The sequence below is a fragment of the gamma proteobacterium symbiont of Axiagastus rosmarus genome (assembly GCF_059730925.1).
Map to the genome: position 1 here is coordinate 1,127,892 of NZ_AP035925.1, position 21,471 is coordinate 1,149,362.

20 protein-coding genes are annotated in these 21,471 nt (G+C 56.7%); 14 read left to right on the forward strand and 6 right to left on the reverse strand.

Going from position 1 to position 21,471, the window contains the following annotated elements; translation table 11 throughout:
* The first annotated feature begins 258 nt into the window (after nt 1-258).
* The 11 genes from rpoE to acpS all read left to right on the forward strand — a co-directional run bounded on the left by rpoE (nt 259) and on the right by acpS (nt 9,600).
* On the forward strand, nt 259-837 hold the full coding sequence (gene rpoE, locus AC6I8F_RS05175; protein WP_010617748.1) for an RNA polymerase sigma factor RpoE: 579 nt from the start codon (nt 259-261) through the stop codon (nt 835-837).
* Between the two features lie 27 nt (nt 838-864).
* Nucleotides 865-1,521, forward strand: a complete 657-nt coding sequence (gene rseA, locus AC6I8F_RS05180) for an anti-sigma-E factor RseA (protein WP_166712016.1) — start codon at nt 865-867, stop codon at nt 1,519-1,521.
* Nucleotides 1,521-2,477, forward strand: a complete 957-nt coding sequence (rseB, locus tag AC6I8F_RS05185; RefSeq protein ID WP_031279374.1) for a sigma-E factor regulatory protein RseB — start codon at nt 1,521-1,523, stop codon at nt 2,475-2,477. Before rseA ends, rseB begins: the two co-directional genes overlap by 1 nt.
* Complete coding sequence (gene rseC, locus AC6I8F_RS05190) at nt 2,474-2,938, forward strand: SoxR-reducing system protein RseC (protein WP_021506520.1); 465 nt, start codon at nt 2,474-2,476, stop codon at nt 2,936-2,938. Before rseB ends, rseC begins: the two co-directional genes overlap by 4 nt.
* Nucleotides 2,939-3,156: 218 nt before the next feature.
* On the forward strand, nt 3,157-4,956 hold the full coding sequence (gene lepA, locus AC6I8F_RS05195) for a translation elongation factor 4 (protein ID WP_031279376.1): 1,800 nt from the start codon (nt 3,157-3,159) through the stop codon (nt 4,954-4,956).
* 9 nt (nt 4,957-4,965) lie between these two features.
* Entirely contained in the window at nt 4,966-5,937 is a 972-nt protein-coding gene (lepB, locus tag AC6I8F_RS05200; RefSeq protein WP_021506522.1) for a signal peptidase I, read from the forward strand.
* A gap of 118 nt (nt 5,938-6,055) precedes the next feature.
* Entirely contained in the window at nt 6,056-6,736 is a 681-nt protein-coding gene (gene rnc / locus AC6I8F_RS05205) for a ribonuclease III (protein ID WP_021506523.1), read from the forward strand.
* A 48-nt stretch (nt 6,737-6,784) separates the two neighbouring features.
* Entirely contained in the window at nt 6,785-7,687 is a 903-nt protein-coding gene (gene era / locus AC6I8F_RS05210; protein ID WP_058758278.1) for a GTPase Era, read from the forward strand.
* Nucleotides 7,688-7,690: 3 nt separating this feature from the next.
* Nucleotides 7,691-8,428, forward strand: coding sequence for a DNA repair protein RecO (gene recO / locus AC6I8F_RS05215; RefSeq protein ID WP_058775641.1), 738 nt, complete (start codon nt 7,691-7,693; stop codon nt 8,426-8,428).
* Between the two features lie 60 nt (nt 8,429-8,488).
* Entirely contained in the window at nt 8,489-9,220 is a 732-nt protein-coding gene (gene pdxJ / locus AC6I8F_RS05220) for a pyridoxine 5'-phosphate synthase (protein WP_058770863.1), read from the forward strand.
* A complete protein-coding gene (gene acpS, locus AC6I8F_RS05225; RefSeq protein ID WP_010617758.1) occupies nt 9,220-9,600 on the forward strand; it encodes a holo-ACP synthase in 381 nt (126 codons plus the stop codon). Before pdxJ ends, acpS begins: the two co-directional genes overlap by 1 nt.
* Here the strand turns inward: acpS and AC6I8F_RS05230 are convergent.
* From AC6I8F_RS05230 to AC6I8F_RS05250, 5 genes are all read right to left on the reverse strand, one after another.
* Complete coding sequence (locus tag AC6I8F_RS05230) at nt 9,597-9,845, reverse strand: YfhL family 4Fe-4S dicluster ferredoxin (RefSeq protein ID WP_010617759.1); 249 nt, start codon at nt 9,843-9,845, stop codon at nt 9,597-9,599. The two genes, acpS and AC6I8F_RS05230, sit on opposite strands and share 4 nt — an antisense overlap.
* Before the next feature lie 296 nt (nt 9,846-10,141).
* Nucleotides 10,142-11,563: a glucosyltransferase domain-containing protein gene (locus AC6I8F_RS05235; protein ID WP_227746453.1), complete on the reverse strand. Its 1,422-nt coding sequence runs from the start codon at nt 11,561-11,563 to the stop codon at nt 10,142-10,144.
* Nucleotides 11,560-12,471, reverse strand: coding sequence for a glycosyltransferase family 2 protein (locus AC6I8F_RS05240; RefSeq protein ID WP_152390556.1), 912 nt, complete (start codon nt 12,469-12,471; stop codon nt 11,560-11,562). Before AC6I8F_RS05240 ends, AC6I8F_RS05235 begins: the two co-directional genes overlap by 4 nt.
* A complete protein-coding gene (locus tag AC6I8F_RS05245; protein WP_058781808.1) occupies nt 12,468-12,830 on the reverse strand; it encodes a GtrA family protein in 363 nt (120 codons plus the stop codon). The genes AC6I8F_RS05240 and AC6I8F_RS05245 overlap by 4 nt, the downstream gene beginning before the upstream one ends.
* Nucleotides 12,831-13,012: 182 nt before the next feature.
* Nucleotides 13,013-13,852 carry a MurR/RpiR family transcriptional regulator gene (locus AC6I8F_RS05250; protein ID WP_021506531.1) on the reverse strand — a complete coding sequence of 280 codons (840 nt, stop codon included), beginning with the start codon at nt 13,850-13,852 and terminating at the stop codon, nt 13,013-13,015.
* A gap of 216 nt (nt 13,853-14,068) precedes the next feature.
* On the opposite strand from AC6I8F_RS05250, the gene yfhb reads away from it, so the two are divergent.
* Nucleotides 14,069-14,707, forward strand: coding sequence for a phosphatidylglycerophosphatase C (gene yfhb / locus AC6I8F_RS05255; protein ID WP_010618503.1), 639 nt, complete (start codon nt 14,069-14,071; stop codon nt 14,705-14,707).
* 57 nt (nt 14,708-14,764) lie between these two features.
* Nucleotides 14,765-15,259, forward strand: a complete 495-nt coding sequence (gene tadA / locus AC6I8F_RS05260) for a tRNA adenosine(34) deaminase TadA (protein WP_071813580.1) — start codon at nt 14,765-14,767, stop codon at nt 15,257-15,259.
* Here the strand turns inward: tadA and mltF are convergent.
* Nucleotides 15,256-16,713, reverse strand: coding sequence for a membrane-bound lytic murein transglycosylase MltF (mltF, locus tag AC6I8F_RS05265; protein WP_021506534.1), 1,458 nt, complete (start codon nt 16,711-16,713; stop codon nt 15,256-15,258). The two genes, tadA and mltF, sit on opposite strands and share 4 nt — an antisense overlap.
* 270 nt (nt 16,714-16,983) lie before the next feature.
* On the opposite strand from mltF, the gene purL reads away from it, so the two are divergent.
* Nucleotides 16,984-20,874 (forward strand): phosphoribosylformylglycinamidine synthase, encoded by a 3,891-nt coding sequence (gene purL / locus AC6I8F_RS05270; protein ID WP_498028591.1) that lies wholly within the window; start codon nt 16,984-16,986, stop codon nt 20,872-20,874.
* Nucleotides 20,875-21,471: the final 597 nt, after the last annotated feature.

Below are 21,471 nucleotides of genomic sequence, written 5' to 3' on the forward strand. Positions count from 1 at the left end.
GAATAAAGGTGAAAAATGCGGCGTCATAGGGTACTCTGCCAGCGATTATCGGTGCCGCCAACGACACCACCAGTGCGGTAAGTCGCTACACTGAAAGACCATCAACAACAACGATGTCAGGGCACCGGTACAGAAAATATCAGGTCGTGGTGAACTTCAGGCCAGAACGGGACTCTAAGCGCATGCTTGCTCACAATAAATGAGATGTGCTGGCAGTTCACTTACGCATAAAAGAGATTTGGGGAGACATTACCTCGGATGAGCGAGCAGTTAACGGATCAGGTTCTCGTTGAGCGGGTTCAGAAAGGAGATCAAAAGTCATTTAATTTACTGGTGATCCGATACCAGCATAAAGTGGCGAGCCTGGTTTCACGTTATGTCCCGTCAGGCGATGTGCCTGATGTGGTTCAGGAATCTTTCATTAAAGCGTATCGCGCACTGGAGTCGTTCCGGGGTGATAGCGCCTTTTACACGTGGCTGTACCGCATTGCGGTCAACACCGCGAAGAATTATCTGGTGGCTCAGGGGCGCCGGCCGCCGTCCAGCGATGTGGACGCGATTGACGCGGAAAATTTCGAAAGTGCGGGTGCGCTAAAAGAAATTTCGAACCCTGAGAACTTAATGTTGTCAGACGAACTGAAACAAATTGTTTTTCGGACGATTGAGGCGTTGCCTGAAGATCTGCGTATGGCCATCACCCTGCGGGAACTGGATGGTCTGAGTTACGAAGAGATCGCCGCCATCATGGATTGTCCGGTAGGTACCGTACGTTCACGTATCTTCCGGGCCCGGGAAGCCATTGATAATAAAGTTCAACCGCTTATCCAACGTCAGTGATAACGGCTACTGGAAGGGTACCAAAACATGCAGAAAGAAAAACTTTCCGCTTTAATGGATGGTGAAACTTTAGATAACGAGCTGCTGGCGTCGTTGTCGAAGGATGCAGATCTACAAAAAAGCTGGGAGAGCTACCATCTGATCCGCGACACCCTGCGGGGCGATGTGAGCGAAGTGCTGCATTTTGATATCTCCGCACGCGTTGCTGCCGCGATCGAAAACGAGCCGGTGCGCAAAGTGACTTCGTTGATCCCGGAAGCACAGCCGGAGCCGTCGCGCTGGCAGAAAATGCCGTTCTGGCGTCGCGGTGGCGGCTGGGTTGCTCAGGTCACGCAGATCGGTGTGGCGGCCTGTGTGTCGCTGGCGGTGATCGTCGGTGTGCAGCACTACAACAGCTCACCAGCGGGTAGTGCGACGGAAACGTCGGATGCGCCAGCCTTCAATACCTTACCGATGATGGGTAAAGCGTCACCGGTCAGCCTGGGCGTGCCGTCTGATGCTTTTGACACCAACAGCTCAAATCAGCAGGTGCAGGAGCAGCGTCGCCGCGTGAATGCCATGCTGCAGGATTACGAACTGCAACGCCGTCTGCATGCCGATCAGGTGCAGTTTGAAAGCAATGCGCCGCAACAGGCGCAGGCTAACGTTCCCGGAACTCAGTCGTTAGGAACTCAACAGCAGTAATGAAGCAGCTTTGGTGTGCCGTTAGCCTGCTGGCAGGCAGCCTGCTTTGGTCATCTACCGCCCCGGCGCAGACATCTGCGTCCGGGGCGTTGTTACAGCAGATGGAGCAGGCCAGCCAGAACCTCAACTACGAATTCGCCTATATCAATGTCTCACGTCTGGGCATTGAATCCCTGCGTTACCGCCATGCGGTCATCGACAATCGCGTGTTCGCTCAGCTATTACAGATGGACGGACCGCGCCGTGAGGTGATCCAGCGCGGCAACGACATCAGCTATTTCGAACCGGGTCTCGATCCGTTCTCACTGCCGGGCAACCACATTATTGATGCGCTGCCGGCGCTGATGTTCGCTGACTTCTCGCGCCTCGGCGATGCCTACGATTTTATTCCGGTAGGGCGCTCACGCATGGCCGATCAGATGTGCGAAGTGGTGCGCATCGTGTCGCGTGACGGCACGCGCTACAGCTACGTAGTGTGGCTGGACGTCGATACCAAATTGCCGCTGCGGATTGATTTGCTGGATCGCGACGGTGAGACGCTGGAGCAGTTCCGCGTAATCAGTTTTGCCGTCGATGAAGGCGTACGCAATCTGATGCAGGGGCTGGAAAAAGCCAACCTGCCGCCGTCGCTGTCCTTACCGGCAGGCGACAAAGTGCAGCTCAGCTGGCAGCCTGGCTGGTTACCGGCCGGCATGAAGCTGATTTCGCAAAGCCGGCGTGATATTCCGGCGATGAACAAAACCGTAGAATCCCGTCTGTACAGCGATGGCCTGTTCAGCTTCGCTATTAACATCACGCCTGCCGATAAAAGCAGTTCGCCACAGTCATTGCGCACTGGGCGTCGTACGGTGCAGACCGAAGTGCGCGATAATCGTGAAATTACCGTGGTGGGCGAATTGCCGCCGACTACTGCCAAACGTATCGCGGACAGCATAGATTCAGGTGCCACAAAATGATGAGAGAATGGGCCACCGTGGTGGCATGGAAAGAGGGCGTCGCTACTCTGCATTCGGAAGCGAAAACCTCCTGCAACAGTTGTTCAGCGCGTAAAGGCTGCGGCAGCCATGCGCTCAACCAGCTGGGACCGAAAAACGCCCATGTGATGACTATCGCCAGTCCGGAGCCGCTACAGCCGGGCCAGCGCATTGAGCTGGGCATTCGCGAAAGCAGCCTGCTCGGTTCTGCGTTGCTGGTGTATATGACGCCACTGTTTGGTCTGTTCCTGGTCGCGGGCCTGTTCCAGATGTTGTTCCACAGCGATCTGGCGGCGGCCTGCGGTGCGCTGCTGGGTGGCGTTGGCGGCTTCATTGTTGCCAAAGGGGTTTCCAGCCGGTTTGGCGATCGCGAAGCGTTCCAGCCGGTGATTCTCAGCGTTGCGCTCCCGCCTGATGCGCTACGAGTGGAAAACCACAGTTGATCCCCGTTCAGGCCGCGTATTGCGCGGCCTTTTCATTTCGTCTTAATCGCTGAATTCTGTTGCGATTCCCCGCAGTTCCATTCTTTAACGCGCGGCGTTAACAGTGTAATATGCGTCGTCATTAATGAGGCTGACAGGGTTCCGGGTAAAGCTCACTTGCCTGAATGTGTCTGTGCTCACGTTTTCAACTGATTTTCTACGTGAAGATATTCATATAAATGAAGCACATACGAAATTTCTCCATTATCGCTCACATTGACCACGGCAAATCAACGCTCTCTGACCGTTTGATTCAGATTTGCGGTGGCCTGAGCGATCGTGAGATGGCGGCGCAGGTTCTGGATTCGATGGATCTGGAGCGCGAGCGCGGCATCACCATTAAAGCGCAGAGCGTTACGCTCGATTACCACGCGCCAAACGGTGAAACTTACCAGCTCAATTTTATCGACACCCCAGGCCATGTTGACTTCTCTTATGAAGTTTCCCGCTCGCTGGCGGCCTGTGAAGGGGCATTGCTGGTGGTTGATGCAGGTCAGGGCGTTGAAGCGCAGACGCTGGCGAACTGCTATACCGCCATGGAAATGGATCTGGAAGTGGTACCGGTACTGAACAAGATCGACCTGCCTGCGGCTGACCCTGAGCGCGTGGCGGAAGAGATTGAAGATATCGTCGGCATCGACGCCGCGGATGCGGTGCGCTGCTCGGCGAAAACCGGCGTCGGCGTGCCGGATGTGCTGGAACGTCTGGTGCGCGACATTCCGCCGCCGGAAGGCGATCCGGAAGGCCCGCTGCAGGCGCTGATCATCGACTCCTGGTTTGATAACTACCTCGGTGTGGTGTCGCTGATCCGTATTAAAAACGGCACGCTGCGCAAAGGTGACAAAGTCAAGGTAATGAGTACCGGCCAGGTGTACAACGCTGACCGCCTCGGCATTTTCACGCCAAAACAAATTGACCGTACCGAGCTGAAGTGTGGCGAGGTAGGCTGGCTGGTGTGCGCCATCAAAGACATCCTCGGCGCGCCGGTGGGCGATACCCTGACGCTGCAGCGCAATCCAGCGGATAAAGCGCTGCCGGGCTTCAAAAAAGTGAAGCCGCAGGTGTATGCCGGTCTGTTCCCGGTAAGCTCCGACGACTACGAAGCTTTCCGTGATGCATTAGGCAAGCTGAGCCTGAACGACGCCTCACTGTTCTATGAGCCAGAGAGCTCCACAGCGCTGGGCTTTGGCTTCCGCTGTGGCTTCCTCGGCCTGCTGCACATGGAGATCATCCAGGAGCGTCTGGAGCGTGAATACGATCTCGACCTGATCACCACCGCGCCAACGGTTGTGTACGAAGTGGAAACCACTGACGGAGAAGTGGTGTACGTCGACAGCCCATCGAAGCTGCCGCCGCTGAATAATATTGCTGAACTGCGCGAACCGATCGCTGAGTGTCATATGCTGCTGCCGCAGGAGTTTCTGGGCAACGTCATTACGCTGTGTATCGAAAAACGCGGTGTGCAGACTAACATGGTTTACCACGGCAAACAGGTTGCGCTGACCTATGAGATTCCGATGGCAGAAGTGGTACTCGACTTCTTCGACCGTCTGAAATCAACGTCGCGCGGCTATGCGTCGCTGGACTATAACTTCAAACGTTTCCAGACCTCTGACATGGTGCGCGTCGACGTCCTGATTAACTCAGAACGCGTTGATGCGCTGGCGCTGATTACGCACCGTGATAACTCACAGTATCGTGGCCGCGAGCTGGTGGAGAAGATGAAAGATCTGATCCCGCGCCAGCAGTTCGATATTGCGATTCAGGCAGCAATCGGCAACCACATTATCGCTCGCTCAACAGTGAAGCAGCTGCGTAAAAACGTCCTGGCGAAATGCTATGGCGGTGACGTCAGCCGTAAGAAAAAGCTGTTGCAGAAGCAGAAAGAAGGTAAGAAGCGAATGAAGCAGGTCGGCAACGTTGAGCTGCCGCAGGAAGCATTCCTTGCCATTCTGCATGTCGGTAAAGACAGCAAATAAGGAACTTTAATGGCTAACATGTTCGCCCTGATTCTGGTGATTGCCACTCTGTTAACCGGCATCATCTGGTGTATCGATCGCTTTAAGTGGGCCCCGGCGCGCCGGGCAAAGCAGGCGGCGGCACAGGCTCAGGCAGGTAATTCGCTCGACAGCAAAACGCTGGCCAAAGTGGCCGCGCAGCCGGGCTGGGTTGAAACCGCAGCGTCGGTGTTCCCGGTGCTGGCGGTGGTACTGATCGTGCGCTCGTTTATCTTCGAACCGTTTCAGATCCCTTCTGGCTCGATGATGCCGACGCTGCTGATTGGCGACTTCATCCTGGTGGAGAAATTTGCTTACGGCATCAAAGATCCGATCACGCAAACCACGCTGATCCCGACCGGCCATCCGCAGCGCGGAGATGTCGCGGTGTTCAAATACCCGAAAGATCCGAGCGTGGATTACATCAAGCGCGTGATCGGTCTGCCGGGCGACAAAGTGGTGTTTGATCCTTACAGCAAAACGCTGACCATCAACCCAGGCTGCGGTACGGGCAAGTGTGACACGGCGCTGCCGGTGACCTATACCAACATTGAGCCGAGCGATTTCATCCAGACCTTTAGCGGCTTTGATGGTAACGAAACCGGCAACGGTTTCTACCAGGTGCCGCAGGGCGAAACGCTGCGGGGCGGCCTGCGTCTTGGCACGCGCAAAGAGACGCTGGGCAACGTCACGCACGATATCCTGCTGGTGAACGAAGCGCAGAGCCAGGCGAGCATGTATTATCAGCAGCCGGGTCAGCCGCAGGCCACGTGGATTGTGCCGCAGGGGCAATACTTCATGATGGGCGATAACCGTGATAACAGCGCCGACAGCCGCTACTGGGGCTTTGTGCCCGAGAAGAATCTGGTCGGCAAAGCGGTTGCTATCTGGATGAGCTTTGAGAAACAGGAAGGACAGTGGCCGACCGGCGTGCGACTGAGTCGCATTGGCGGTATTCACTGATTTAAAAACGGTTGGCTTCCTGCGAGTCAGGGAGCCACTGCACACCAAACAGAACGAGCTGGACCTTCAGCCCTGTTTGGTATGCAGAGTCACAGACGCACAGAACAACTGGAATCGCATGAACCCCATCCTCATTAACAAGCTGCAGCGCAAACTGGGCTACACTTTTACTCATCCGGAATTACTGCAGCAGGCTCTGACTCACCGCAGCGCCAGCAGCAAACATAACGAGCGTCTTGAATTTCTTGGCGATTCTATCCTCAGCTATGTGATTGCCAACGCGCTGTATCACCGCTTTCCGCGCGTGGACGAAGGCGACATGAGCCGCATGCGTGCCACGCTGGTACGCGGCAACACGCTGGCCGAAATGGCGCGCGAGTTTGAGCTGGGCGAATGTCTGCGTCTGGGGCCGGGCGAGCTGAAAAGCGGTGGGTTCCGCCGGGAATCCATCCTCGCGGATACCGTGGAAGCGCTGATCGGTGGCATCTTTCTCGACAGCAATATTCAGACGGTCGAGAAGCTGATTCTCGACTGGTACCAGAATCGCCTTGAGCAGATCAGCCCGGGCGATAAGCAAAAAGATCCGAAAACGCGCCTGCAGGAGTATCTGCAGGGCCGTCATCTGCCGCTGCCGTCTTATCTGGTGGTACAGGTGCGTGGCGAAGCGCACGATCAGGAATTCACCATTCACTGTCAGGTGAGTGGGATGGCTGAACCGGTGGTGGGCGTGGGCTCCAGCCGCCGTAAAGCAGAGCAGGCCGCCGCCGAACAGGCGTTAATCAAGCTCGGCCTCGAATAAATTGTCATTTCGCAGCCTCAGCAGTGAGGCTGCCCAATCAGGACCCGAATGAGCGAACTCGAAACATACAGCGGCTTTATCGCGATTGTCGGCCGGCCTAACGTCGGCAAATCCACCTTACTGAACCAGCTGCTGGGGCAGAAGGTGTCGATCACCTCGCGCAAGCCGCAAACCACGCGCCACCGCATCATGGGTATTCATACCGAAGGCGCTTATCAGGCGATCTACGTGGATACACCCGGCCTGCACATGGAAGAGAAGCGGGCGATCAACCGCCTGATGAACCGTGCTGCCAGCAGCTCCATCGGTGACGTTGAGCTGGTAATTTTTGTGGTGGAAGGCACGCGCTGGACGCCTGACGATGAGATGGTGCTGAACAAGCTGCGTGATGGCAAAGTGCCGGTGGTGCTGGCGGTGAACAAAGTAGACAACATCCAGGATAAAAGCATCCTGCTGCCGCACCTGCAGTTCCTCAGCCAGCAGATGAACTTCCTCGAGATCGTGCCGATCTCCGCCGAAACCGGTAAAAACGTGGATGCGATTGCGGAGATCGCCCGCAAGCGCCTGCCGCTGTCGGATCACCACTTCCCGGAAGACTACATCACCGATCGCTCGCAGCGATTCATGGCCTCAGAAATCATCCGTGAAAAACTGATGCGCTTCCTCGGCGCCGAGTTACCGTATTCGGTAACTGTGGAGATCGAGCAGTTCGTCTCTAATGAGCGCGGCGGCTATGACATCAACGGTTTGATTCTGGTCGAGCGCGAAGGGCAGAAGAAGATGGTGATTGGCAACAAAGGTGCCAAAATCAAAACCATCGGTATCGAAGCGCGTAAAGACATGGAAGAGATGTTCGAGGCGAAAGTCCATCTCGAGCTGTGGGTCAAAGTGAAATCGGGCTGGGCGGACGACGAACGTGCGCTGCGCAGCCTGGGTTATACAGACGACTAATTGATGGAAGGCTGGCAACGCGCCTTTGTGCTGCATAGTCGCCCTTACAGCGAAACCAGCCTGCTGCTCGACCTGTTCAGCGAAAGTCAGGGACGCGTCCGCGTCCTTGCCAAGGGCGCACGCTCGCGCCGTTCACAGCTTAAAGGCGCACTGCAACCCTTCACACCGCTACTGGTGCGCTGGGGCGGCCGTGGCGAAGTCAAAACCCTGCGTAACGCCGAAGCGGTGTCGCTGGCGCTGCCGCTCAGCGGCATCACGCTCTACTGCGGCCTGTATGTTAACGAGCTGCTGTCGCGGGTGCTGGAGCAGGAAATTCCCTTCTCCGAACTGTTCTTCGATTATCTCTCCTGTATCCAGACGCTGGCGGCGGCCAATGGTTCGCCCGAGCCAGCGCTGCGCCGTTTTGAGCTGGCACTGCTGGGCCATCTGGGCTACGGCGTTGACTTTCTGCACTGCGCCGGCAGCGGCGAGGCGGTCGACGACAGCATGACCTACAGCTATCGCGAAGAGAAAGGCTTTATCGCCAGTCTGGTGGTCAATCAGCGCAGTTTCACCGGCCGCCAGCTGCGTGCGCTGTGGGAGCGCGAATTTCCCGATGCTGATACGCTGCGTGCCGCCAAACGCTTCACGCGCATGGCGCTGAAACCTTATCTGGGCGGTAAGCCGCTGAAGAGCCAGGAGCTGTTCCGTCAGTTTGTGCCGAAAAAACGACCGAACGTGGCAAACGACGAGCGCGGGTGATGCACCTGACAGGCTCCGCGCGTTACACTGCAAACATACTGAACACATTTAAGGATTGTCATGGCTGAGTTGCTGTTAGGGGTCAACATCGATCACATCGCCACCGTACGTAACGCGCGTGGCACAAACTATCCCGATCCGGTACAGGCCGCGTTTGTCGCGGAGCAGGCGGGCGCAGACGGCATTACCGTGCACCTGCGTGAAGACCGCCGTCATATCACCGACCGCGACGTGCGGATTCTGCGCGACACCATTCATACCCGCATGAATCTTGAGATGGCAGTCACCGACGAAATGGTGGGCATCGCCTGCGACATCAAACCGCATTTTGTCTGCCTGGTGCCGGAAAAGCGCCAGGAAGTGACCACCGAAGGCGGCCTTGATGTGGCCGGTCAGCAGGACAAGGTCAACGCGGCAGTCAAACAGCTGAGCGAGGCGGGCATTCTGGTGTCGCTGTTTATCGATGCCGATCAGCGCCAGATTGAAGCGGCGGTCGCCAGCGGTGCGCCTTACATTGAAATCCATACTGGCGCCTATGCTGAAGCACCGGAAGGGCTGGCGCGCGATGCCGAACTGGCGCGTATCGCCAGCGCTGCGACCTTTGCCGCCAGCCGCGGCCTGAAGGTCAATGCTGGCCACGGTCTGACGTATCACAACGTCCAGCCGATTGCTGCGCTGCCGGAAATGCATGAGCTGAACATTGGTCACGCGATTATCGGTCGTGCGCTGTTCAGCGGTCTTGCAGCAGCGGTCAGCGATATGAAAGCGCTGATGCGGGAAGCGCGCCGCTAATGGCCATTCTGGGGCTGGGCAGCGATATCGTCGAGATCGAGCGTATCGCCGGCGTGATTGAACGCTCCGGCGATCGTCTGGCGCGCCGCGTGCTGAGCGAAGCTGAGTGGCAGCAGTATCAGGCGCATCAGCAGCCGGTGCGCTTCCTCGCCAAACGTTTTGCGGTGAAAGAGGCGGCGGCAAAAGCCTTCGGCACCGGCATTCGCGGCGGCTTAGCGTTCAATCAGTTTGAAGTGTACAACGATGCGCTGGGGAAGCCTGGCCTGCGTTTCTTTGAACAGGCCAAAGTGATTGCCAGCCAGCTGGGCGTGCAGCATGTGCACGTCACGCTGGCCGACGAGCGCCACTACGCCTGCGCCACGGTGATTATCGAAGATTAAGCGTGCAGCAGCACAAATTTCTCCCACAGCGCGTCGCGACTTTCCACGTGCTGCGGGTCTGAAAGGATAGTGTTATCAATCGGGCAGACGCTCTGACAGGTCGGCTCATCATAATGACCCACGCACTCGGTGCAGCGGTCAGCGTCGATCTGATAGATCGATTCACCCATGCTAATCGCCTGGTTCGGGCACTCAGGCTCGCACATGTCGCAGTTAATGCAGCGCTCAGTAATTATCAGTGCCATTGCATAAGCTCATCAGTTGCTTGTTTTCATTGCATGTTTCTTGGTTAATTCCGCTCTCTGGCGCAAAACGCCTGCTGAAATAGCGCTTTGCAGTGTGATTGTTCAATCGATGCAGGCGTAAACCAGCGGGGCGTTCCGCTGAGCGGCACGCATATTATCACGCCGGGTGGCGTTCAAAAAATGACTTAGCGTAGTATTCAGCCGCCAGCCGATCTGATGTCGCGCCATAGCCAGTAAACCACGCAACGGTAAGCAGAGCCGTTGCGTGGTAAGCGAAATAGTGGCGGCGCTGGCCTTTATTTTACCGGTGCCAGCACGTGGGTGGCATCCAGCGTCAGACAGTCACCTGGACATTGATCGCTGCCGTAGATAACGGGCGCCTTTGGCAAGGAAAACTTCATCGCGTGCTCTTTTTTAATCGCGTCGGCCATACCGGCAAAGGACCATGGCATACCCAGCGAAAGCGAACCGAACTCATCGTATTTTTTGGATTTTGCGACAGCAGGTAAGTTGTCACTATCGATACGATAATAAAGCTGGCCAGAATATTCTGCAGGCACGTTCTCTATGATTGCGTTGCTTAACAACTGATACTCGCGCTGCTGAGGCGTAGAAAAGCCCTTCTTAATATTCAGCATGCATGAGAGCACTGCAATAACGAGGCAAACGATACTGGCAGACGTGGTTATCTTCAGCTTATTAAAGATCACGAATAAGCCAGCAATGAAGGCTGAGGTAGTGATTAACGACAGCGCGATAACCGTGCGATAGGCTGCCCAGTCTTCGCTCACCAAAAGATTAGGAATGCCCGCCGCGACCAGGAAAAACAGGAACAGAAAAGCTTTATGCGGTTTGAAATCGGGTGCCTTCACAATGCCCACGATGATCAGTGAGCAGGAGATGATAATGCTGACAATCGAGCGCCCGGTATCAAAGTTGCACAGCGCATTTCTGAGCGGCTCAGCGATAAACCAGGTGATTTTTTTCAGCGGCGCTAAGGTGATATTGGTTCTGGCCAGTACTTCATTAAACAGCACGAGCGGCAGAACTTTCGCCAGCACCAGCGCCATCACCATGCCAAATCCCAGCATCAACATCAGCTTGATCACCGCGCTGCGCTGATAATTATTCCGGGTCATGCCCAGATCGAGCAGGGCAAAGAATAAAAAGCTCATGGCTGCGGGTTGGTAAATCGCAAAGGAAAGCGTCAGGCAAATAGCCGACAGTAGCACCCGGCCCAGGCCTTTGTTTTCCGCCAGTGTTGAATAACTGATGCCCGCCAGCAGCACGGACAGGACATAAGGAAAGCAGACTGTCCAGCCGACAAAAACCTGAAATGAGGGCAGCAAACAAATCAACGTGGCAAACGTCAGACGCTGGACCGCGCTGGCAAAAATGCTGCGACGCTCAAGGAAACGGATGATGTACCCGCCCAGTAAAATCAGACTGAATAAAGAAAGCACCCTGAGATACGTCAAATCCTGCACGTCATCGATCAGGAAAGCGAAGAAGTAGCGGATAGCACCATAAAAAGGTCGGCCCGATAAGATATCCCATTTGAAAATACTGAATGCATCGGTAGTGGATGCGTATAAATAGAACCAGTCGTCGGAAAATCCGTATGTTGATAAATAAACCGGGCTATAACCGATGAGTAAAGCGATGGCCAGTATCAGATACATGGCGGAGGGATGACGCTCAAAAACTGTTTTTTTCATTTCCTGCTCTTAATCACGTAGCGTGGTCTTTGTTTGGACTCAATGTAGATTCGGCCAATATATTCGCCCAGAACACCAATGCCGATAAGTTGCACTCCACCCAAAAACAGAATGGAAACCAGCAACGAAGGGTAACCCGCCACCGGATTGCCCCAGAGCAGTTTATCGATGATCATCCAGAATCCATAAAGAAAGGAGAGTAACGCGACGCTACCGCCGATGTAACTCCAGATGCGCAAGGGGAAGGTGGAAAAACTGGTTAATCCTTCTAATGCCAGATTCCACAATTTCCAGCCATTAAATTTCGACACCCCTGTGACGCGTTCAGCCCGATCATATTCCACAATCGCTGTTTTACCGCCCACCCAGGATAAAATGCCCTTCATGAACAGATTTCTTTCCGGCAGGCTTTTTATATGTTCTACCGTCTCGCGCGACAGCAGACGAAAATCGCCAACGTTTTCCTCTATTTTCGGCGAGCTGATTTGGTTGTGAAAGTGATAAAACCACTCGGCTGTTTTACGTTTGACATGCCCATCGGCGCTGCGATCTTTCCGTTTAGCCAGAACCAAATCGGCACCCGCTTGCCAGCGTTCAACCAGTTGATGGATAACGGCGATGGGATCCTGCAGATCAACATCAATCGGAATAACCGCGTCACCGGTGGCATGCTCCAGTCCGGCAAACAACGCGGGTTCTTTGCCGAAATTGCGGGTGAATGACAGCGCAATGACCAGCGGATCCGAGATGGCCAGGGCATTGATGATGTTTTCGCTGCCATCGCTACTGCCGTCATTGATAAAAACAATTTCCACCTGATAGCCGGCTAATTCATGACGAACCGCCTGATAAAAGAGTGGAATGGTCTCCTCTTCATTGAAGACGGGCACGACGAGAGACAATTTCATTTTACTTCCCTGAAAACGATGTAATTTGAGTAGATGAAGCCGCAACCCAGGCTAATAAAGGAAAAGAGTATCAGGGTAACCACCGGGGAAAGCGTGCAGGCGTCGGCCATCCAGCCAACCAGCGCCGCCATGCCTCCCATAAAGCTGACATAAAGCAGGTAACGCAAGGGCGTGGCTGCAGAAGAGAAGGTCCAGCGGGCATTAGCAAAAAAGGAAAACGTCACCGCAACGCAGAATGCTCCAAAGTTTGCCATAGCCTGGCCTGACTCGAACAGCTTGAGAATAAGCGCAAACACCGTCCAGTGAATCGCGGTGTTGATAACGCCAATTCCTGCATAACGGGAAATAAGTTTCAGCATGACGAGAGAGATGAGTAAATTTGCCCTGATCATATACATCGGAAATTATCCTGCAAGCCCGATGCTGAAAATGCGTTTAATCGGGCCAAAACAAGGATAGCGACAGGCAACAAAAGCATTGCCCCGCCCGATGATCAATTTCGGGCTAAGGCAGGGTGGGGAATACCCTGATCATGGGGCAATCAGACCAGCTTTTTCACCAGCTCCTCGCTGTGACGAATATGGCTGGAGGCGCGTTCCGGATCGTTCTGCACCAGCGCCATAAACAGCAGATCGGTCAGCGCCAGCTGGGCGCTGGTGGAGGAGATGGCCGCGCTGCGCGTGCTCTGCTCCTCGGCGACGGTGTACAGGCAGACCGTCGCGCACTGCTGCAGCGAATTCGGGGTAAAGCCGGTGAACGCCAGCACATCGGCGCCAATGGCTGCGGCTTCCTGTGCCGCGAGGTTGATCTCGCGACGTTCGCCGGTGTAGGAGATTGCCAGCAGCACATCGCCGGGTGCCATCGCCTGAACGCTGGCCAGCAGCGCGTGCATGTCCTGCTCGGCGACGGCGTTGATGCCAATCTTCATCAGCTTCCACGAAAAATCTTTCGCCACCAGCCCGGAAGCGCCAATGCCGACCAGCAGAATGCGGTTGGCGTTTTTCAGCAGCTGCAGCGTTTCCGTGAGTTTCTCTTCGCTGTTGATATCCAGCGTGGCGCGAATCGCCGAAATTTTTTCCGTCAGCAGCTTTTCGCCGACAACTTTAAGCGGATCGTCACTCAGAATGTGGTTGTGCACGGTGATGGCATCGCGGTCGGCCAGCGACTCACTCAGCGCCAGCTTCAGCGCCGGAAAGCCTTTGTAACCCAGTTTCTGGGCGAACTTCACCACGCTCGACTGGCTGACGCCTGACTCTTCCGCCAGTTTTTGTGAACTCAGATGCCGTGCCCGATCAGGCTGCGACAGCAAAAAATCCGCCAGCCGACGCTCGTTCAGCGCCAGGCGTGGGTAGAGCTGGCGAATTCGCAGCAATGAACTCATGTCCGATCCTTAATCCATAGTCCCGCACACAGCTTAGCCGCTCGCGGAAGGAAATGTCTGGCCAGGAATGTCAGATGACATTGCGCCGACGCAGAGAATAAACTATTCAAATGGCATTGTAGCCACTGGAATTAAAAATGACAGCTTTCGCCCCGGCGCGCGATGCTGGCTACACTGTAGAGCAGGTATCGCCGCGTTTAGAAAAAGGAGTCGGGTTTGACAAAGGGTTCGCATCGCCGCGTGGTATTTTTTGACCTGGACGGCACGCTGCATCAGCAGGACATGTTTGGCACGTTTATGCGTTATCTGCTGCGCCGCCAGCCGCTCAATCTGGTGCTGGTGGTGCCGCTGCTACCGGTCATCGGTATGGGTATGCTGATAAAGGGCCGCGCCGCGCGCTGGCCGATGAGCCTGCTGCTGTGGGCTATCACCTTTGGCCATCGTGAGGCCACGCTGCGCCAGCGTGAGGCCGAATTTGCCCGCTGGTTTCGCGAGCGCGTCACCGCGTTTCCGGTGGTGCAGCAGCGGCTGACTGACTACCTCAGCAGTGAAGACGCCGATGTCTGGCTGATTACCGGCTCGCCGCAGTCGCTGGTGGAGCAGGTCTATTTTGATTCCGCGTTTCTGCCGCGCGTGAAGCTGATCGCCAGCCAGATGAAACCGGGCCGTGGCGGCCGGGTATTAGCCATGCGCTGTCTCGGCCATGAAAAAGTGGCGCAGCTCGAGGAAAAAATCGGTACGCCGCTGCAGCTTTACAGCGGCTACAGCGACAGTAAGCAGGATAACCCGCTGCTGTTTTTCTGCCAGCATCGATGGCGCGTGACGCCGCGCGGTGAACTGCAACAGCTGGAGTGAATCGCAGCTGGATTCCGTCTATAATGCGCCGCCTTGTTAATCCGCAGGAGTTGCCCGTTGAACCCACAAACTGATGAATACTGGATGCGCCACGCGCTTGAACTGGCGCGGCGTGCGTGGGAGCAGGGCGAAGTGCCGGTCGGTGCGGTATTGGTGCAGGGTGACCGAGTGATTGGCGAGGGCTGGAACCGGCCGATTAGCCAGTGCGATCCCACCGCGCATGCCGAGATTATGGCGCTGCGTCAGGGCGGAAAAGTGATTGATAATTACCGGCTGCTCGACACCACCTTATACGTAACGCTGGAGCCGTGCGTGATGTGCGCAGGTGCCATGGTGCACAGCCGGATTACCCGTCTGGTCTATGGCGCAAAGGATGAGAAAACCGGTGCCGCCGGTTCGCTGCTGGATGTGATCGGCCATCCGGGCATGAATCATCAGATCGAGATTGCGCATGGCGTGCTGGCCGAGGAGTGCGCCACGCTGCTGAGCGACTTTTTCCGCATGCGGCGCGAACAGAAGCGCGCGCAGCGGCAGGCGCTGCGCGCCGATTAGTTCATCGCAATCTTCGGTTCGACGGCCGGATAACCGGCACCGAGTTCCGCTTCCAGCGCCGACTGCTGCGCCAGCCGTTTCTCCTGCTCCTGTAGATAGCCTACCAGGCTGATCTGATACTTACGGATATTCTCAACGTAGTTATAAGCTTCGTGGCCGCGCGCATAGCCGTAAGTGGTCTGCGCGTAATAGCGCTTCTGGCTCAGCATCGGCAGGCGCAGCTTAACGTCGGCCCAGCTGTCCGGATTGCCGCCCTGTTTAAGCGTCAGCCGGCGTGCATCCAGCATATGTGCGTAGCCCATGTTATAGGCCGCCAGCGCAAACCAGATGCGTTCATCTTCCGGGATGGTCTCCGGCACTTTTTCCATCATGCGCCGCAGGTATTCGCTGCCGCCGCGAATGCTCTGTTCCGGATCGAGACGATCGTTCACGTCGAGGCTGTCAGCGGTATTGCGCGTCAGCATCATCATGCCGCGCACGCCGGTGGGCGAGGTCGCCTGCGGATTCCAGTGCGACTCCTGATAGGAAATCGCCGCCAGCAGGCGCCAGTCGATACTGGACGCGTACTTCTCAAACAGCGGCTTGATATCCGGCAGCGTGTTATCAATCGCCCGCAGGAAGGTGCGGGTATCGACATAATCAAAGGTGCCGACGTGGCCGAGATACTTCTCTTCCAGCCGCGCCATGGTGCCTTCTTCCCCCATCTGACTGTAGAAGTCGAGCATGGCGGCGTTCAGGCTATCGTCATCGTTACGCGGCAGATACCAGGTCACCGGCTCTTCATCGGTAATATCAAACGCCACCGCCAGCTGTGGATGGATACGCTGCAGCAGGCCGATGGTCACCGAATCTCCCACGGTATAGTCGAGCTTGCCGTCGGCAACCGCTTCCAGCAGCGCTTTCTGGCCCATATCGGTGGAAATGGCCCAGTCGAGATCGGGATAGCTGTCCGCTTTGGCGGAACGTAACGTTGACAGATAGGCCGAACCGGACTGCACAATCAGCCGGCCTTTCAGATCACCAAGGTTTTTGGGCCGCGGCTTGTCGATGCGATACACCAGCTGCTGTGACACCGAATAGTAGCTCGGGCCACTCTGATAACGGCTAAGGCGCTCGCTGTTGTAGATCAGCCCGGCAGCCAGCAGGTCGGCTTTGCCGTCGTCGAGATCGTCAAACAGGTCGCCGAGGTTGGGCCGCACCGTGACTTCCAGCTTCACGCCAAGATAATCGGCGAAACGCTTCGCCAGCTCGTAGTCCATACCGGCTGGTGCATTATTGATGGTGTAGTAAGTCAGCGGCGAGTTGACGGTACTGATGCGCAACACTCCCCGCGATTTGATCTGTGATAACGCGTCTTTTCCGCCCCCGTACCAGGGGATGGACGGCCACAGCGCCAGCGCAAGCAGCACGGTGATCAGACCGATAAACAGATAATTTAATTTCAGGCGTTTCAAATAGTTGTCTCGTAATGGCTCACAGGCCTCTGTCTTTTAAAGGCAGTATTTATGTTGTTTTGCACTCCCAGAGCGAGGGGCATTTTGCGCAACAAAGCGCAACAGGGCAACTTATATAGCAAGATTTGCGCAAAATTCAGGCAAATCCTGAGGCTCAGTTTTTCTGCGCAAACGGTTTCGTAACCCGTGCCATTTCTCTATAATACCGCCCGTTTTCCCTGTTGCGCCCCATGAAGCGTCGCCCGGCGCTTCGAAGACGAGAGATCTTTAATGATGGAAATTCTGCGTGGTTCGCCCGCTCTGTCGGCATTTCGTGTAAACAAACTGCTGACCCGCTTTCAGGACGCTCATCTGCCGGTGAGTGATATTTACGCCGAGTACGTCCATTTCGCCGATGTCAGCGCACCGCTCAGCGCGGAACAGCAAGCCCGCCTGCAGCGTCTGCTGAAATACGGTCCTTCTCTCGCCGAACATGCGCCACAAGGGCGTCTGTTGCTGGTGACGCCGCGTCCCGGCACCATTTCTCCCTGGTCATCGAAAGCCACCGATATCGCCCACAACTGCGACCTGCCACAGGTATTGCGCCTGGAGCGCGGTCTGGCCTTCTATGTACAGGCACCGCAGCTGACTGACGCGCAGTGGCAGCAGCTGGCCAGCCTGCTGCACGATCGCATGATGGAAACCGTGTTCACGGAGCTCAGCGCGGCAGAACAGCTGTTCGCGCATCATGAGCCGCAGCCGCTGAAAAGCGTAGACGTGCTGGGCGGTGGGCGCGAGGCGCTGGAACAGGCTAACCGCACGCTCGGCCTGGCGCTGGCCGATGACGAAATTGATTACCTGCTTGATGCCTTCACCAGACTGGGCCGCAATCCGAACGACATCGAGCTCTATATGTTCGCCCAGGCGAACTCCGAGCACTGTCGTCACAAGATTTTTAACGCCGACTGGATTATCGACGGCGAAAAACAGCCGAAATCGCTGTTTAAAATGATTAAAAACACCTTTGAGCAGCATCCGGAACACGTCCTGTCGGCGTATAAAGACAATGCCGCAGTGATGGAAGGCTCCGAGGTCGGGCGTTTCTACGCGGATGCGCAGCAGGGCGAATACGAGTTCCATCAGGAAGCCGCGCATATCCTGATGAAGGTGGAAACCCACAACCACCCGACGGCCATTTCGCCATGGCCAGGTGCCGCCACCGGTTCCGGCGGGGAAATCCGTGACGAAGGCGCCACCGGACGCGGCGCGAAGCCGAAAGCGGGTCTGGTCGGCTTCTCGGTTTCCAACCTGCGTATTCCCGGCTTTGAACAGCCGTGGGAAGAGGATTTCGGCAAGCCGGATCGCATTGTTACCGCGCTGGATATCATGACCGAAGGCCCGTTAGGCGGCGCCGCGTTTAACAACGAATTTGGTCGCCCGGCGCTGAACGGCTATTTCCGTACTTATGAAGAGCAGGTCAACAGCCATAACGGCGTTGAGCTGCGCGGCTATCACAAGCCGATCATGCTGGCCGGCGGCATTGGTAACATCCGCGCCGATCACGTGCAGAAGGGTGAGATCGTGGTTGGCGCGAAGCTGATCGTGCTGGGCGGTCCGGCAATGAATATCGGCCTTGGCGGCGGTGCGGCGTCTTCTATGGCGTCCGGCCAGTCGGATGCCGATCTCGACTTCGCCTCGGTGCAGCGTGACAACCCGGAGATGGAGCGTCGCTGTCAGGAAGTGATTGACCGCTGCTGGCAGCTGGGCGAAGCCAACCCGATTCTGTTTATTCACGACGTCGGTGCCGGTGGCCTGTCTAACGCCATGCCGGAGCTGGTGAGCGACGGTGGCCGCGGTGGCAACTTCAACCTGCGCGACATCCTCAGCGATGAACCAGGCATGAGCCCGCTGGAAGTGTGGTGTAACGAGTCGCAGGAGCGTTATGTGCTGGCGGTTGCGCCGGACAAACTGGCGCTGTTCGATGAGCTGTGCCAGCGCGAACGTGCGCCGTACGCGGTGATTGGTGAAGCGACCGAAGAGCAGCACCTGAACCTTGCCGACAGCCACTTCGATAACAAACCGATCGACATGCCGCTCGACGTGCTGCTGGGTAAAACGCCAAAAATGACGCGCGACGTGGCCAGCCAGCAGGCTAAAGGTGACGCGCTGGTGCGGGACGGCATTACCATTGCCGATGCGGTAAACCGTGTGCTGCACCTGCCAACCGTGGCGGAGAAAACCTTCCTGGTGACCATCGGTGACCGCAGCGTAACCGGCATGGTGGCGCGCGATCAGATGGTCGGGCCGTGGCAGATCCCGGTGGCGAACTGCGCCGTGACCACTGCCAGCCTTGACAGCTACCACGGTGAAGCGTTTGCCATGGGCGAACGTGCGCCGGTAGCGCTGCTTGATTTCGCTGCGTCCGGCCGCCTGGCGGTGGGCGAAGCGCTGACCAACCTGGCCGCGACCGCGATCGGTCCGCTGAAGCGCGTGAAGCTGTCGGCAAACTGGATGGCTGCAGCCGGTCACCCGGGCGAAGACGCAGGCCTGTACGCTGCGGTGAAAGCGGTGGGCGAAGAGCTGTGCCCGGCGCTGGGGATCACCATTCCGGTGGGTAAAGACTCCATGTCGATGAAAACCCGCTGGCAGCAGGGCACTGAACAGCGCGAAATGACCTCGCCGCTGTCGCTGGTCATTACGGCTTTTGCACGCGTTGAAGATGTGCGTCGCACCGTGACGCCACAGCTGCAGCCGAAAGGCGACAACCTGCTGCTGCTAGTGGATCTCGGCAACGGTGCTAACACCCTCGGCGCTACGGCGCTGTCGCAGGTGTATCGCCAGCTGGGCGACAAGCCGGCCGACGTGCGCGATGCCGCGCAGCTGGCTGGCTTCTTCAATGCAATTCAGACGCTGGTCAGCGAGCAGAAACTGCTGGCTTACCACGACCGCTCGGATGGCGGTCTGCTGGTCACGCTGGCTGAGATGGCCTTCACCGGCCACTGCGGTATTGAGGCGGATATCGCCGCGCTGGGCAGCGATGCGCTGGCAGCACTGTTTACGGAAGAGCTGGGCGCAGTACTGCAGATTAACGCTGCCGACCACGCGGCCGTGGAAAAAGTGTTTGCCGATCACGGTCTGAGCAGCAATGTTCACGTCATCGGTAAAGCGCTGCCGGGCGACCGTTTTGTTATCCGCTCCGGCGACAGCGCGGTGTACAGCGAAAGCCGTACCACCCTGCGTACCTGGTGGGCTGAAACCACCTGGCAGATGCAGCGCCTGCGCGATAACCCGGCCTGTGCCGATCAGGAACATGAAGCGAAGAAAGACGATAACGATCCTGGCCTGAACGTGCAGCTGACCTTCCGTCCGGAAGAGGATGTGGCGGCACCGATGATCGCCACTGGCGCGCGTCCGCGCGTTGCCGTGCTGCGCGAGCAGGGCGTAAACTCGCACGTTGAGATGGCCGCTGCCTTCCACCGCGCAGGTTTCACCGCGGTTGACGTGCACATGAGCGATCTGCTGGCGGGCCGTCGTGGTCTGGAGGAATTCCACGCACTGGTCGCCTGTGGCGGCTTCTCCTACGGCGACGTGCTGGGTGCGGGCGAAGGCTGGGCGAAATCAATTCTGTTTAACAGCCGCGTGCGTGACGAGTTTGAAAACTTCTTCCATCGTCCGCAGACGCTGGCGCTGGGCGTGTGTAACGGCTGCCAGATGATGTCGAATCTGCGTGAACTGATTCCGGGCAGCGAGCTGTGGCCACGCTTTGTGCGTAACCAGTCCGAGCGCTTTGAAGCACGCTTCAGCCTGGTGGAAGTGGCCGCCAGCCCGTCACTGCTGCTGGACGGCATGGTCGGTTCTCGCATGCCGATTGCCGTCTCGCACGGTGAAGGTTTTGTTGAAGTGCGTGACGGTGCGCATCTGGCTGAGCTGGAAGCGAAAGGGCTGGTGGCGCTGCGCTTCGTCGATAACTTCGGTAAAGTCACCGAGACCTATCCGGCGAACCCGAACGGCTCACCAAACGGTATCACCGCCGTGACCAACGAAAGCGGTCGCGTCACTATCATGATGCCGCATCCGGAGCGCGTGTTCCGGACCGTCAGCAATTCGTGGCACCCGGCGGAGTGGGGCGAAGACAGCCCGTGGATGCGGATTTTCCGCAACGCGCGCAAGCAGCTGGGTTAAACCTGAATCCTGTCTCTTACCGGTGCCCATTCACGGGCACCGTGCAAAGGCCGCTCAACGCGGCCTTTTTTATTTTTTGTCGCGTGGGCACTGCTCTCGATCCGCTGTGATTCGCTGACATCTGTGGCATGTCGGAAAATGACGACAATCCCATAACTGAACTGTCGCTAAAAGGTGACATTTAAATCGTTGTTTTTTATGGGCGCGAAGTTAGCGCGTTAAAGCCGTTGCTAATCGGCGACACTTTTTCCAGACCAGCCGGTCCGAAAGCGTCGTTAATTCCCTCTCTGAGCTGGCAGTATGCTGATTAACAAGGCTATTTATTTTCTGGCACGATAGTTGCTATACTCATTATGTTGCTCATTCTCCTGTCTATGATTGCCCCGCACTGCGGTTGAGCTCATAAAATATCGAATGACGCACCAAACGGAGCCTGCCGTCCACCCAACCGATAATCGCTTGCTTTGCAACGTTATCAAGCACCGGACGCAACGTTGAGTTAGGCTCCACCTATTTTGCAGGCGATGCTGCGGCGTCGCTCTCACGGCAGGCCAAAAGGCCTGCCGTTTTCGTTTTCAGCCTTTCTAACCTTGCCGG